Consider the following 13,660-nt stretch of genomic DNA (forward strand, 5'->3'; position numbering starts at 1 on the left):
CCCGCTTCCCGTGCGTCGGGAGGTGGAGAATGAGTCCCCTCGACATCGTCATGCTGGTCGGCGGCATCCTGCTGACCCTCGGTACCGGTGTCTTCGTCGCCTCGGAGTTCGCGCTCGTGAACCTCGACCGCGCCGAGGTCGAGGCCCGGCGCGACCGCGGCGAGTCCGGCCTGGCGCCCGTCATCGCAGCGCTGAAGGTCACGTCGACGCACCTGTCGAGCGCGCAGCTCGGCATCACGCTGACGACCCTGCTGACCGGCTACCTGCTCGAACCCTCGATCGCGACGCTGCTCGAGGCGCCGTTCCTCGCGATGCAGCTGCCCGAGGCACTCGTCGAGACCGTCGGCTCGATCGTGGCGCTCGTCATCGCGACGCTGCTGTCGATGATCCTCGGCGAGCTCGTGCCGAAGAACTTCGCGCTCGCGCTGCCGCTCCAGACCGCGCGGCTCGTCGTGCCGCTGCAGGTCGCCTTCACCACCGTGTTCAAGCCCGCGGTCGCCCTGCTCAACGGCACCGCGAACGCCGTCCTCCGGTCGATGGGCATCGAGCCCCAGGAGGAGCTGTCCGGAGCCCGCAGCGCCGAGGAGCTCAGCTCGCTCCTCCGCCGCTCGGCGTCGGAGGGCTCGCTCGAGCAGGACACCGCGACGCTGCTCCAGCGCACCATCGCCTTCTCCGAGCTCGACGCGAGCGACGTGATGACCCCGCGCCCGCGGCTGTCGACCATCCGGGTCTCGGAGTCGGCGGACGACGTCATCGCGCTCGCGCGCCGCACCGGCTTCAGCCGCTTCCCCGTGATCGAGGAGGACGCGGACGACGTCGTCGGCATCGTGCACGTGAAGCAGGCCGTCGCCGTCCCGCGCGAGAAGCGCCCCGAGGTGCCGGTCGGCGCCCTGATGACCGAGGCCGAGCGCGTGCCCGAGACCATGCCCGGCGACACCCTGCTCGCCGAGGTCCGGAGCCGCGGCTACCAGATGGTGATCGTCGTCGACGAGTACGGCGGCACCGCCGGTGTCGTCACGCTCGAGGACCTCGTCGAGGAGATCGTCGGCGAGGTGTCCGACGAGCACGACCGCGCACGCATCGACGTCGTGCGCTCCCGGAACTGGTTGACCTTCCCCGGACTCCTGCGTCCCGACGAGCTCGAGGACCGCGCCGGCGTGACGGTCCCCGAGGACGGTCCGTACGAGACCGTGGGCGGGTTCATCATGTCCTCCCTCGGACGCCTGCCCGCCGTCGGTGACGAGGTCGCGCTCGACGACGGCGTCTTCCGCGTCGAGCGGTTGGACGGTCGTCGTGTCGACCGCGTCCGCTGGACCCCGACGCACCCCGATCCCGTCCCGACCACCGGCAGCACCGCGACCGCGCAGCGCCCGGCCACCGGGATCATCATCCCCGCCACGAAGGAGGGCTCCCGATGAGCGCCGCGTCCGTCCACGACGGCATGGTCGTCCTCGCCGCCGGTGAGTCCGCGTCGAGCGGCTCCGACTGGTGGGGCATCTTCTGGCTCGTCGTCCTGCTGCTCGGCAACGCGTACTTCGTCGCCGCCGAGTTCGCCGTGATCTCCGCCCGCCGCTCGCAGATCGAGCCGCGCGCCGAGGCCGGATCGAAGGCCGCCCAGACGACGCTCGCCGCGATGGAGCACGCCACGCGCATGCTCGCCACCACGCAGCTCGGAATCACGGTCTGCTCGCTCCTCATCCTCAACGTGTCCGAGCCGGCCATCCACCACCTGCTCGAGGTCCCGCTCGGACTGACCGGCTGGAGCGTCGAGGTGATCGGCACCGTGGCGTTCGTCTTCACGCTGCTGCTCGTGTCCTTCCTGCACGTCGTGTTCGGCGAGATGGTGCCGAAGAACATCTCGTTCTCGATGCCCGACCGGGCCGCACTGCTGCTCGTCCCGACGCTCTGGTACATCGGCCACGCCCTGCACTGGGTGATCGTCGGCCTGAACGAGACCGCGAACGCCGTGCTCCGTCTGTTCAAGGTCGAGCCGAAGGACGAGGCCGTCAGCGCGTTCACCGTGGAGGAGGTCCAGACGATCGTCGAGCAGTCCCGCCGCGAGGGCACCCTGACGGACGACGGCAAGCTCGCGATGGCGTTCGAGTTCACGGAGAAGAAGGTCAAGGACGTCGCGGTGCCGATGTCCGACCTGGTCACCCTCCCCGAGGACGCCACGCCCGAGGACGTCGAGCGCGCGGTCGCCCAGCGTGGCTTCTCGCGGTACGTGCTCGTCGGCGACGACGGCGACCCGACGGGCTACGTGCACGTCAAGGACGTCATCGACCTGCGTCCGGACGAGTTCGACGTGCCGGTGCCCCCGAAGCGGATCCGGCAGCTCATCTCCCTGTACACGGACATGGACCTCGAGGACGCCCTCGCGACCATGCGTGCGGCGGGCCGTCACGTGGCGCGGGCGTTCGACGCCGAGGGGCGCACGATCGGTGTGCTGTTCCTCGAGGACATCCTCGAGGAACTGGTGGGCACCGTCGAGGACGCGACCCGGCGGCGCTGACCGCGACCGGACGACGGACGGGAGGCGCGGTGCCAGCTGGCACCGCGCCTCCCGTCCGCCTGTCGGTCCTGGTCGAGACTCGGCCAGGCGGACACGTTCGGGGCGGTAGAACCGCGAAACTGTCCGTGGAACCGAGACTCGGGCGCCGACGGCGGCCCGCCGACGGCCGCGCCCCGCGCCGCTACCAGCTCACGGGGAGCGGCTTGCCCTCCTCGTAGCCGGCGGCCGACTGGATGCCGACGAGCGCCCGCTCGGCGAACTCGGTCAGCGAGGACGCCCCCGCGTACGTCGCCGAGCTGCGGATGCCGGTGGTGATCATGTCGAGCAGGTCCTCGACGCTCGGCCGCTCCGGGTCGAGGTAGATCGTCGACGACGAGATGCCCTCGGCGAAGAGCGCCTTGCGGGCCCGCTCGTACGGGTCGAGGCGCTCGAAGCGCTCCCGCACGGCCTTCGCCGACGCCATGCCCCAGCTCTCCTTGTAGGCCTTGCCCGCGGCGTCGCGACGGAGCACGCCCGGCGCCTCGAGCGTGCCGGCGAACCACGAACCGATCATGACGGCGGAGGCCCCGGCGGCCAGCGCGAGTGCCACGTCGCGCGGGTAGCGGACGCCGCCGTCGGCCCAGACGTGTGCGCCGAGCGACCGGGCGGCCGCGGCGGTCTCGAGCACGGCGGAGAACTGCGGGCGACCGACGGCCGTCATCATGCGCGTCGTGCACATCGCGCCCGGTCCGACGCCGACCTTGATGATCGTCGCACCGGCGTCGACGAGGTGCGCGACGGCGTCGGCGGTGACGACGTTGCCGGCGACGATCGGCAGGCCGAGACCCAGCGCCGAGACCGTGCGGAGCGCGCGGAGCATGCCCTCCTGGTGGCCGTGCGCGGTGTCGAGCACGAGCACGTCGACCCCGGCGGCGGCGAGGGCCTTCGCCTTCGCGGCGACGTCGCCGTTGATGCCGACCGCGGCGGCGACCCGCAGGCGACCGTCCCCGTCGACGGCGGGCGTGTAGATGTCGGAGCGGATCGCGCTGGTCTGGCTCGTGGTGCCGACGACCCTGCCGTGCCGGACCACGGGCGCGAAGTCGACCTCGGCGGCGGAGAGCACGTCGTACACGTGCCGCGGGGTACCGGCGTCGTCGGCGTCGATTGCCGTCGAGGGTCCGTGCAGCAGGTCACCGATCGTCGCGTCCGCACCCGCGGTGCCGAGCCGGGCGGCGGGCACGCAGCCGAGGTACTCCCCCGCCCCGTCGCGGACCACGACCCCGCGACCTGCCACCGGCAGCAGCTGCTCGAGCGCCTCGGCGACGGTGGTGTCGGCGCGCATGTCGTAGGCGGTGTCGAAGTCGACCGGCTGCTCCTTGACCCAGCGGATCGCGGCGTCGAGGTCCTGCAGGTGCATGTCCTGCGGCAGCACACCGAGCCCACCGCGGCGGGCGAGGGTCGCGGCGAGCCGCGGGCCGGTCACCGAGTTCATGTTCGCGCTGACGATCGGGATCGTGGCGCCCGTGCCGTCGTTCGTGGCGAGGTCCACGTCGAAGCGGCTCGTCACCCCGGACCGACTCGGCACGAGGAAGACGTCGGAGTAGGTCAGGTCGTGCGTCGGCCGCGTCTCGTAGAACCTCATGGGTGCCACTGTACGGCTCCGCAGCCGCGCGGACACGCGTGCGGGAGGTCTCCCCGGCGCACCGTCGACGCCGGAGCGGGACCCCTGCTGCGCGACACCCGTCGTCGGGTCCACCGGTCCGGTGGGCGGCCCCTTCCCGACACGCGCGAGCACGGCCGGGAGGCGCGGCGCGCGTCCGACGGTCACCGAACGGTCGGCGCGGAACGGCTAGGCTGGCCGCCAGTGCGGAGCAGGGTTGCCCCGCACGACACACACGAGCATCTATCGACGGAGAGTGGGCGATCGGCTGTGTCGAGCCATCTGACGGGTACGGACGAGACCGCGGGCGAATTCGGGGCGAACGAGTGGCTGGTCGACGAGCTCTACGAGCAGTTCGTCGCCGACAAGGAGTCCGTCGACAAGTCGTGGTGGCCCGTGCTCGAGAGCTACCACCGCTCGCAGACCGGGGGCGACTCCGCCGCCGGCTCGGCGCCGAGCGCACCCGCCCCCGCGCAGTCCTCGTCGCAGTCGACCACGCAGCAGCCCGCCACGGGTGACGCCCCGGGCGAGGCGAAGCCCGCCGGTCCGATCCAGGCGAAGACGACCTCGCGCCAGCCCACCCCGCAGCCGATCCCGGCCGAGGCCAACGACGAGGCCGACGACCACGAGGAGACCCACGAGGACGTGGCGACCCCGCTCCGGGGCATGGCGAAGACGCTGGCCTCGAACATGGACGCCTCGCTCACGGTCCCGACCGCGACCAGCGTCCGGACGATCCCGGCGAAGCTGATGATCGACAACCGCATCGTCGTCAACAACCACCTGCGCCGGGCCCGGGGCGGCAAGATCTCCTTCACCCACCTGATCGGGTGGGCGATGGTGCAGGCGCTCAAGGACTTCCCGAGCCAGAACGTGTTCTACGAGGAGCGCGACGGCAAGCCCTTCGTGGTGGAGCCCGCGCACGTGAACCTCGGCATCGCGATCGACGTCCCGAAGAAGGACGGCACCCGCTCACTCCTCGTCCCGAGCATCAAGCGCGCCGAGACCCTCACCTTCGGCCAGTTCCTCGCCGCGTACGAGGACCTCGTCAAGCGCGCTCGCGACAACAAGCTCACGCCGGCCGACTTCCAGGGCACGACGATCTCGCTCACCAACCCGGGCGGCATCGGCACCGTGCACTCGGTCCCGCGCCTGACGAAGGGCCAGGGCTCGATCATCGGCGCCGGTGCGCTCGAGTACCCGGCGCAGTTCCAGGGCTCCGCGACGAAGACCCTGGTCGAGCTCGGCGTCGGCAAGACGATCACGCTGACGAGCACCTACGACCACCGGGTCATCCAGGGCGCCGGCTCGGGCGAGTACCTCAAGAAGGTGCACGAGCGACTCATCGGCGAGCACGGGTTCTACGAGGGCATCTTCTCGGCGCTGCGCATCCCCTACAAGCCCATCCAGTGGGCGAACGACATCAACGTCGACCTGGCCCACCGCGTCAACAAGACGTCGCGCGTGCAGGAGCTCATCAACAGCTTCCGCGTGCGCGGGCACCTGATGGCCGACATCGACCCGCTCGAGTACCGGCAGCGCACCCACCCCGACCTCGAGCTCGAGAACCACGGGCTGACGTTCTGGGACCTCGACCGCGAGTTCGTCACGGGCGGCCTCGCCGGCACCACGACGGCACCCCTGCGCGACGTGCTCGGCATCCTGCGCGACGCCTACTGCCGCACCGTCGGTGTCGAGTACATGCACATCCAGGACCCGGAACAGCGCCGTTGGGTGCAGGGCCACATCGAGGTGCCGTACTCGAAGCCGTCGAAGGACGAGCAGCTCCGCGTCCTCGGCAAGCTCAACGAGGCCGAGGCGTTCGAGACCTTCCTGCAGACGAAGTACGTCGGCCAGAAGCGCTTCTCGCTCGAGGGCGGCGAGTCGACCATCGCGTTCCTCGACACCCTCATCCAGCACGCGGCGGGCGCCGGCCTCGACGAGGTCGCCATCGGCATGGCCCACCGCGGCCGCCTCAACGTGCTGACGAACATCGCCGGCAAGACCTACGGGCAGATCTTCCGCGAGTTCGAGGGGTCGTCGCTCCCGGGTTCCGTGTCCGGTCAGGGCTCCGGCGACGTGAAGTACCACGTCGGCACCGAGGGCGTCTTCCGCGCGTCGGACGGCTCGAGCATCCCCGTCACGATCGCCGCGAACCCGTCACACCTCGAGGCCGTCGACGGCGTGCTCGAGGGCATCGTGCGCGCCAAGCAGGACCGCACCCCGCCCGGCACCTTCGGCGTGCTGCCGGTGCTCGTGCACGGCGACGCGGCCATGGCCGGCCAGGGCGTCGTCGTCGAGACGCTGCAGATGTCGCAGCTCCGCGGCTACCGCACGGGTGGCACGGTGCACCTCGTCATCAACAACCAGGTCGGGTTCACCACGCCCCCGGAGTCCGCGCGCAGCTCGGTGTACTCCACCGACGTGGCGAAGACGATCCAGGCGCCGATCTTCCACGTCAACGGGGACGACCCCGAGGCCGTGGCCCGCGTCGCCGAGCTCGCCTTCGCGTACCGCGAGGAGTTCCACCGTGATGTCGTGATCGACCTCGTCTGCTACCGCCGCCGCGGCCACAACGAGGGCGACGACCCCTCGATGACCCAGCCGCTCATGTACAACCTCATCGAGGCGAAGCGCTCCGTCCGCACCCTGTACACCGAGGCCCTCGTCGGTCGCGGCGACATCACGCAGGAGGAGTACGACGAGGCGCACCGCGACTTCCAGGACCGCCTCGAGCGCGCCTTCGCCGAGACCCACGAGGCGCAGACCGGCACGATGCCCGTCATCACGACGGACGACGACGGCGCCGTGGACGGTCTCGAGCGTCCGACGGCCCAGCGTGACGACGCCGAGGTCGAGGTGCACGAGACGGCGATCTCCGAGGAACTCGTCCGGGCCATCGGCGACGCGCACAGCAACCCGCCCGCCGGCTTCTCGATCCACCCGAAGCTGCAGCAGCTCCTCACCAAGCGCACCGAGATGACCCGCTCCGGCGGCATCGACTGGGCGATGGCGGAGCTCATGGCGATCGGCTCGGTGCTGGTCGAGGGCAAGCCCGTCCGGCTGGCCGGCCAGGACGCCCGACGCGGCACCTTCGTGCAGCGCCAGGCGGTCTTCCACGACCGGGTGAACGGGCAGGAGTGGCTGCCGCTCGCCAACGTCGCCGAGGACCAGGCCCGCCTGTACATCTACGACTCGCTGCTCAGCGAGTACGCGGCGATGGCGTTCGAGTACGGCTACTCGGTCGAACGGCCCGAGGCCCTCGTGCTGTGGGAGGCGCAGTTCGGCGACTTCGCGAACGGCGCGCAGACCGTCATCGACGAGTTCATCTCGTCCGCCGAGCAGAAGTGGGGACAGCGCTCCGGTCTGGTGCTCCTGCTCCCCCACGGCTACGAGGGCCAGGGGCCGGACCACTCCTCGGCGCGCATCGAGCGGTACCTGCAGCTCTGCGCCGAGGACAACATGATCGTCGCGCGTCCCTCGACGCCGGCGTCGTGGTTCCACCTGCTCCGTCGCCAGGCGTGGGAACGCCCGCAGAAGCCGCTCGTCGTCTTCACGCCGAAGGCCATGCTCCGCCTCCGCCAGGCGACGAGCCCGGTCGAGGCCTTCACGAACGGCTCCTTCCACGAGGTGCTCGACGACGACCGCGTGACCGACAAGGCCACGGTGCGCCGCGTCGTGCTGCACTCGGGCAAGGTGCACCACGACCTCCGCGCCGAGCTCGACAAGTCCGGCGCGACCGACGTCGCCCTCGTCCGGTTGGAGCAGCTCGCGCCGCTCCCCCTCGACGAGCTGCTCAGGGTGCTCGCGGGCTACCCGCAGGCCGAGGTCGTCTGGGCCCAGGAGGAGCCGGAGAACCAGGGCGCCTGGCCGTTCGTGTGCATGAACCTGTCGCCGCACCTCGACGGCCGTCCGCTCTCCGTTGCCTCGCGCCCGGCGAGTGCCGCACCGGCGACGGGGTCGTCGAAGCGCTCCGCGGGTGAGGCCGCCGACGTCGTCCGGAAGGCGCTCGGCTGATCCGACCCGCCCCCTGACGAACGATGCGCCCCGTGGAGACGGGGCGCATCGTCCGTCAGGGGCGCATCTCCTGGGCACGCAGCGGTAGCAGCAGAGGCAGCGGCAGCACGCGACACGCAGCAGGGGCAGCACGCAGCAGCACCGGACCGTAGCGTCCGGCGCTGCCCGACGCTACTTGAGCTTCGTGTAGCGGACCCCGGCCTCGTGGTACCCGCGCTTCTGGTAGAACCGGTGCGCACTGTCCGTCGCGGCGGCGGACACGGCGCTCAGCCGGTGCGCTCCCTGCTCACCCGCCCACGTCTCGAACGTGTCGATGAGCGCGGAACCGGTCCCGAGCCTCCGGGCCGACGGGTCGACCACCAGCAGCAGGAGCTGCGCGGTGGGCTCGTCGCTCGCGTACGACCACGTGACCTGCGCACCCGCCACGGCGACCGCTCGGCCGTCGTCGCCACGGACCAGCCACGTGCGGTGTCCGGCCTCGGGCACGAGCCGTTCCAGCCGTGCGCGCATCGCGGACTCGTCGACGACGTGCCCGAGCAGACGGACGAGGGCGGTGACGTCGGCGACGTCCGTGTCGGACCAGGTGGTGATCGACTCGGCGGTGAGGGTCATGGGGCGACCCTACCCAGCGCCGGCGACGTGTGACGACCGCGGACGGTCGCGCCTAGTGCGTCGCCTGCTCCACGCGGATGCGCGCGAGGATCTCGGTCCGGAGCTGGTCCGGCGCGGTCTCGGCGCACGCGCGCTTCACCGTCTCCATGAGGACGACGCCCACGCGGTGCTCGCTCGTGCAGTCCTCGCAGGACTCCATGTGCTCGCGGATGTCCGCGGCGTCCTCGCGGCAGAGCTCGTCGTGCAGGAACTCCTCGAGCTCGGCCTTGGCCTTCGAGCAGTCGCAGCCGCTCATCGTGCGTCCTTCCCGTCGGTGCGACCAGCGGCCGCAGTCGTCTTCCGGCCCCGCCCGCGCATCGTCGCCGTCGACGCTGCGTCCGGGACGATGCCGGTCTCGCGTGCGTGGTCCGCCAGGAGCCCGCGGAGGAGCCGGCGTCCACGGTGGAGACGGCTCATGACCGTCCCCACGGGGGTCTTCATGATGTCGGCGATCTCCTGGTAGGAGAAGCCCTCGACGTCCGCGAAGTACACGGCCATCCGGAAGTCCTCGGGGATCGACTGGAGCGCGTCCTTCACGGCGGAGGACGGCAGGTGGTCGATCGCGTCGGCCTCGGCGGAACGCGCCGAGACGGACTGCGTGACGCTCTCGGCGCCGCCGAGCTGCCAGTCCTCGAGCTCGTCGATCGTGCCCTGGTACGGGTTCCGCTGGTTCTTGCGGTACGTGTTGATGAACGTGTTCGTGAGGATCCGGTAGAGCCACGCCTTGAGGTTCGTGCCCTGACGGAACTGCCGGAACGCCGCGTACGCCTTGACGAAGGTCTCCTGCACCAGGTCCGACGCGTCGGCCGGGTTGCGGGTCATCCGCATCGCGGCGCCGTAGAGCTGGTCCATGAACGGGAGCGCCTGGTCCTCGAACAGGGAGCGCAGTTCGGCCTCGGACACGGTCTTCTCGTCCGCCGGTTCGGCCTCGGGCTCGAGGGCGTCCGCTTCCTCGGACACCGCGTCGAGCTGCGCCTCGGTCTCCTCGACCAGGTCGTGCGGTGCTGCCTGCGGTTCGTCGGTCGTCATCACGGACGAGTCTAGGCCGAGCCCGCCGAGCGAGCCGTCGATCGTCGTCCGCACGGTCGGCAGTGCCGTCCGTGACCGTTCGAGTGTCGCTGTCGCCAATGGTCCTCCCGCGGTGTTCAGTACCCTGGTGAACCGATGGCCCAGTCGACGCATTCCCAGCAGCCCGATCCCTGGATCGCACCCCTCGCCCGCGGACCCCTGCGCGGCGACGTCGCCCTGCCCGGCTCGAAGTCGCTGACGAACCGGGAGCTGGTCCTCGCGGCGCTGGCCGACGGCCCCTCGACCATCCGGCTCCCCCTGCACTCGCGCGACTCCGCCCTGATGGTCGCCGCGCTCCGGCAGCTCGGCGTCGGGATCGACGAGGTCGTCCCCGCGGACGGCACGGCTCCGAACCCGTACGGGCCGGACCTCCGGATCACACCCGCGCCGATGCACGGCGACGTCGCCGTCGACTGCGGGCTGGCCGGCACCGTGATGCGCTTCCTGCCGCCGCTCGCCGCGCTGGCGACCGGCCCCGTGACGGTCGACGGCGACCCGTACGCGCGGAAGCGACCGATGGGCGCGATCATCCGCGCCCTCGCCGACCTCGGGGTCGACGTGACGGACGACGGCGACGGCGCGATGCCGTTCTCGTTCACCGGCACCGGATCGGTCCGCGGGGGCCGTCTCGAGATCGACGCGTCGGCGTCGTCGCAGTTCGTGTCCGGGCTGCTGCTGTCGGCGCCCCGCTTCGACGAGGGCCTGCACCTCACCCACGTCGGCGAGCGGCTGCCGAGCCTGCCGCACATCGACATGACCGTCGCGGCGCTCCGCGCTCGCGGTGTCCGCGTGGACCAGCCGACCGTCGGCGAGTGGGTGGTGCACCCGGGCCCGATCGCGGCGCGCGACGTCGTCATCGAGCCCGACCTGTCGAACGCCGCGCCGTTCGCGGCGGCTGCGCTCGTCGCGGGCGGCACCGTCCGGATCCGCACCTGGCCGACCGACACCACGCAGGTCGGTGCCGACCTCGAGACGCTCCTGCCCCTGTGGGGCGCGACCGTCACGCGGGACGGCGACGACCTCGTCTTCGACGGCGGCGTCGGGGTGGCGGGTGGAGCCTCCCTGCCGGGTGTGACGCTCGACCTGTCCCGCGGCGGCGAACTCGCACCGGCGCTCGTCGCGCTGTCGGCCCTGGCCGACGGGCCGAGCGAGATCACCGGGATCGGCCACCTGCGTGGCCACGAGACGGACCGCCTCGCCGCGCTCGCGGCGGACGTGAACCGGTCGGGAGGCTCGGTGCAGGAACTCGACGACGGCCTGCGGATCACGCCCGCCCGCCTCCACGGGGGTGGCTGGGCCGCGTACGACGACCACCGGATGGCGACCGCGGGCGCCCTCGTCGGTCTCGTCGTCGACGGCGTCGCCGTCGACGACGTCGGCTGCACGGCGAAGACGCTGCCGCAGTTCCCCGAGCTCTGGGCGGACCTGGTGGCGACCGGTGCGGACCAGGCTGCGGGCCACCGGGACGGGAGCGTGACGCCGTGAGCTGGTGGGACGACGTCGACGGGGACGACACCGACGAGGACGAGCCGTACGGACAGTACGAGTCGAAGGTGCGGATCCGGCCGAACCCGAAGGGCAACCGGCCCCGCACGAAGACCCGTCCGAACTACGACGACGCCCCGACCGGCTGGGTGACGAACGTCGACCGCGGGCGCTTCGGCGTGCTGGTGTCGGCCGGCCAGGACGACGAGCGGGTGATCACGGCGACGAAGGCCCGGGAGCTCGGCAAGAAGTCGGTCGTGACCGGCGACCACGTGTCGCTCGCCGGGGACGTCTCGGGCGACGCCGGTTCGCTCGCGCGGATCGTCAAGGTCGCCGAGCGGTCGACCCTGCTCCGACGGAGCGCGGACGACAGCGACGAGGTCGAGCGCGTGATCGTCGCGAACGCCGACCAGATGCTGATCGTCGTCGCGGCGGCGGACCCCGAGCCGCGCCCGCGACTCATCGACCGGTACCTCGTCGCGGCGTTCGACGCCGGCCTGGACCCGGTGCTCTGCATCACGAAGACCGACCTGGCCGACCCGGCACCGTTCCTGGCGCACTTCGCCTGCCTGGACCTCCGGATCGTCACGAGCCGGTCGGACGACGTGCCGTTCGACGCCCTGCACGAGGTGCTCGACGACACGGTGACCGTCACGGTCGGGCACTCCGGCGTCGGCAAGTCGACGCTCGTGAACGCCATCACCGGCTCGACCCGCGCGACCGGCGTGGTCAACGCGGTCACCGGTCGCGGGCGGCACACCTCGTCGTCCTCGATCGCGCTGCGCGTCCGTGACGGTGGGTGGATCATCGACACCCCCGGCGTCCGGTCGTTCGGGCTCGGGCACGTGCAGCCAGAGAACGTCTTCCGGGCCTTCGCGGCGCACGCCGTCCCGGTGCGCGAGCCCGCCGACGGCATCCCGCTCGCACAGGCGCACGACTGGGAGATCGTCGACCGCGTGCACGACGGGGAGCTCGGGGCGACCGGCGTCGAGCGGCTCGACTCCTTCCGCGCCCTGCTCACCGGCATGGGTGCGGACGACCCCGGCGCGGACTGACCCGAGGCGGGGGTCGTCCCGCGCGTGGGGACCGTCGCGTGCGTGGGGACCGTCGCGTGCGGCGCGGGTGTACCGTTGCCCCTCGTGCCCGAAGTTGCAGAACACAACACAGCCAGACCCGAACCGGTCCACCACGGTGACCACGCGGCGGAGCACCCGTCGCGAGCCGACCGCCCCACGGCGGCGATGGCGGCGGTCCTGCACCCCGAACACCTCGGACGGTCGCTGCGGTCCTTCGGGTCGCACATCCTCGTGCCGCTGTTCCTGGCGGTCGGGATGAGCCTCGCCTACCTCGGCGCGTTCCACGCCCCGACCCCGCACGAGCTCCCGGTCGGGATCGTCGGCCAGGGCCCGGAGGCCCAGGTGTTCGCCCAGACCGTCACCGACGGCTCCGACGGCCGGCTGGTCGCGCACGTCGTCGACTCGCCGGCCGAGGCCGAACGGCAGGTCCGGGACCGCGACCTCGCCGCCGTGTACGCCCCGGGGACGGACGGCGCCGTGCTCTACGTCTCCACGGCCGCGAGCGAGACCACCGCGACCGCAGCCCAGAAGGTCTTCCTGCCGATCGCGTACGAGCAGCACCTGCCGTTCACCGTGCACGACGTCGTGCCCACCGGTGACGAGGACCCGACCGGCCAGGGACTCTTCTTCCTGCTCGTCGGCCTGAGCGTCGGCGGGTACGCCTCGGCGATCGCCGTCGCCGCGGCGGCCGCGAAGCTCCGCGCGCTCTGGACGGTCGTCGTCGGCGCCGTCACCGCCGGGGTCGTCGCCGGCATCGGTGTCCTGGTCGCCGGACCGCTGTACGGCGTCATCCCGGACCACCGCTGGCAGGTCTTCCTGTTCGCGTGGCTCTACGACGCCGTCATCGTCGCCCTCGGCGTCGGGATGCACCCGCTGCTCGGGCGGTGGACCACCCCGATCCTGACGATGCTCTTCGTGATGCTCAACTTCACGAGCTCCGGCGGGATCTTCCAGCCGTCGTTCCAGCCCGGCTTCTTCGCGGCGCTCAACACGTTCTGGAGCGGCGCGGCCTGGCTCGGCGCCGCGCAGGACCTCGTGTACTTCCCCGGAGCGTCGCTGACCCGGTCGGTGGTCGTGCTCGTGCTGTGGCTGGTCGTCGCGGTGCTGCTCGGTGTCCTCGTGCACGGGCTCGCCGCACACCGGACCCGCATCGCCCGCGAGCGCGCGGTGTCGCGCTACGAGGAGGAGCAGGTCGTCGCGGCCTAGGGCGCT

The 13,660-nt window shown here is 71.7% G+C and carries 10 protein-coding genes; 6 read left to right on the plus strand and 4 right to left on the minus strand.

The window, feature by feature from the left end:
• Positions 1-29 precede the first annotated feature (29 nt).
• Entirely contained in the window at positions 30-1,418 is a 1,389-nt protein-coding gene (locus ACIQFY_RS03625; protein WP_066654758.1) for a hemolysin family protein, read from the plus strand.
• 23 nt (positions 1,419-1,441) lie between these two features.
• Complete coding sequence (locus ACIQFY_RS03630; protein ID WP_066658342.1) at positions 1,442-2,512, plus strand: hemolysin family protein; 1,071 nt, start codon at positions 1,442-1,444, stop codon at positions 2,510-2,512.
• A 181-nt stretch (positions 2,513-2,693) separates the two neighbouring features.
• Here the strand turns inward: ACIQFY_RS03630 and ACIQFY_RS03635 are convergent, their stop codons facing one another.
• On the minus strand, positions 2,694-4,133 hold the full coding sequence (locus tag ACIQFY_RS03635) for a GuaB1 family IMP dehydrogenase-related protein (RefSeq protein WP_251159708.1): 1,440 nt from the start codon (positions 4,131-4,133) through the stop codon (positions 2,694-2,696).
• A 288-nt stretch (positions 4,134-4,421) separates the two neighbouring features.
• Here ACIQFY_RS03635 and ACIQFY_RS03640 point away from each other — a divergent pair, with 288 nt between their 5' ends.
• Positions 4,422-8,168, plus strand: a complete 3,747-nt coding sequence (locus ACIQFY_RS03640; protein WP_326496722.1) for a multifunctional oxoglutarate decarboxylase/oxoglutarate dehydrogenase thiamine pyrophosphate-binding subunit/dihydrolipoyllysine-residue succinyltransferase subunit — start codon at positions 4,422-4,424, stop codon at positions 8,166-8,168.
• 171 nt (positions 8,169-8,339) lie between these two features.
• Here the strand turns inward: ACIQFY_RS03640 and ACIQFY_RS03645 are convergent, their stop codons facing one another.
• Genes ACIQFY_RS03645 through ACIQFY_RS03655 form a run of 3 tightly spaced genes read right to left on the minus strand, consistent with a single transcriptional unit; the run spans position 8,340 to position 9,848 of the window.
• Positions 8,340-8,780 (minus strand): GNAT family N-acetyltransferase, encoded by a 441-nt coding sequence (locus tag ACIQFY_RS03645; protein ID WP_326496723.1) that lies wholly within the window; start codon positions 8,778-8,780, stop codon positions 8,340-8,342.
• A gap of 52 nt (positions 8,781-8,832) precedes the next feature.
• Positions 8,833-9,075, minus strand: a complete 243-nt coding sequence (locus tag ACIQFY_RS03650; protein ID WP_066654764.1) for a zf-HC2 domain-containing protein — start codon at positions 9,073-9,075, stop codon at positions 8,833-8,835.
• The gene (locus tag ACIQFY_RS03655; RefSeq protein WP_066658348.1) at positions 9,072-9,848 is read right to left on the minus strand and encodes a sigma-70 family RNA polymerase sigma factor; all 777 of its coding nucleotides are present in this window, start codon (positions 9,846-9,848) and stop codon (positions 9,072-9,074) included. Before ACIQFY_RS03655 ends, ACIQFY_RS03650 begins: the two co-directional genes overlap by 4 nt.
• A 135-nt stretch (positions 9,849-9,983) precedes the next feature.
• On the opposite strand from ACIQFY_RS03655, the gene aroA reads away from it, so the two are divergent.
• The 3 genes from aroA to ACIQFY_RS03670 all read left to right on the plus strand — a co-directional run bounded on the left by aroA (position 9,984) and on the right by ACIQFY_RS03670 (position 13,654).
• Positions 9,984-11,372: a 3-phosphoshikimate 1-carboxyvinyltransferase gene (aroA, locus tag ACIQFY_RS03660; RefSeq protein WP_400338309.1), complete on the plus strand. Its 1,389-nt coding sequence runs from the start codon at positions 9,984-9,986 to the stop codon at positions 11,370-11,372.
• Positions 11,369-12,427: a ribosome small subunit-dependent GTPase A gene (gene rsgA, locus ACIQFY_RS03665; protein WP_271826037.1), complete on the plus strand. Its 1,059-nt coding sequence runs from the start codon at positions 11,369-11,371 to the stop codon at positions 12,425-12,427. The genes aroA and rsgA overlap by 4 nt, the downstream gene beginning before the upstream one ends.
• A gap of 84 nt (positions 12,428-12,511) precedes the next feature.
• Complete coding sequence (locus ACIQFY_RS03670; RefSeq protein ID WP_209682273.1) at positions 12,512-13,654, plus strand: hypothetical protein; 1,143 nt, start codon at positions 12,512-12,514, stop codon at positions 13,652-13,654.
• The last annotated feature ends 6 nt before the right edge of the window (positions 13,655-13,660 follow it).

This window comes from Curtobacterium sp. NPDC092190 (genome assembly GCF_044755625.1).
GTDB lineage: Bacteria > Actinomycetota > Actinomycetes > Actinomycetales > Microbacteriaceae > Curtobacterium.

Bases quoted from the DNA above. Each gene is read 5' to 3' on its own strand.
- ACIQFY_RS03625 (WP_066654758.1), top strand. From the start codon at position 30: ATGAGTCCCCTCGACATCGTCATGCTGGTCGGCGGCATCCTGCTGACC.
- ACIQFY_RS03630 (WP_066658342.1), top strand. From the start codon at position 1,442: ATGGTCGTCCTCGCCGCCGGTGAGTCCGCGTCGAGCGGCTCCGACTGG.
- ACIQFY_RS03635 (WP_251159708.1), bottom strand. From the start codon at position 4,133: ATGAGGTTCTACGAGACGCGGCCGACGCACGACCTGACCTACTCCGAC.
- ACIQFY_RS03645 (WP_326496723.1), bottom strand. From the start codon at position 8,780: ATGACCCTCACCGCCGAGTCGATCACCACCTGGTCCGACACGGACGTC.
- ACIQFY_RS03650 (WP_066654764.1), bottom strand. From the start codon at position 9,075: ATGAGCGGCTGCGACTGCTCGAAGGCCAAGGCCGAGCTCGAGGAGTTC.
- ACIQFY_RS03655 (WP_066658348.1), bottom strand. From the start codon at position 9,848: ATGACGACCGACGAACCGCAGGCAGCACCGCACGACCTGGTCGAGGAG.
- aroA (WP_400338309.1), top strand. From the start codon at position 9,984: ATGGCCCAGTCGACGCATTCCCAGCAGCCCGATCCCTGGATCGCACCC.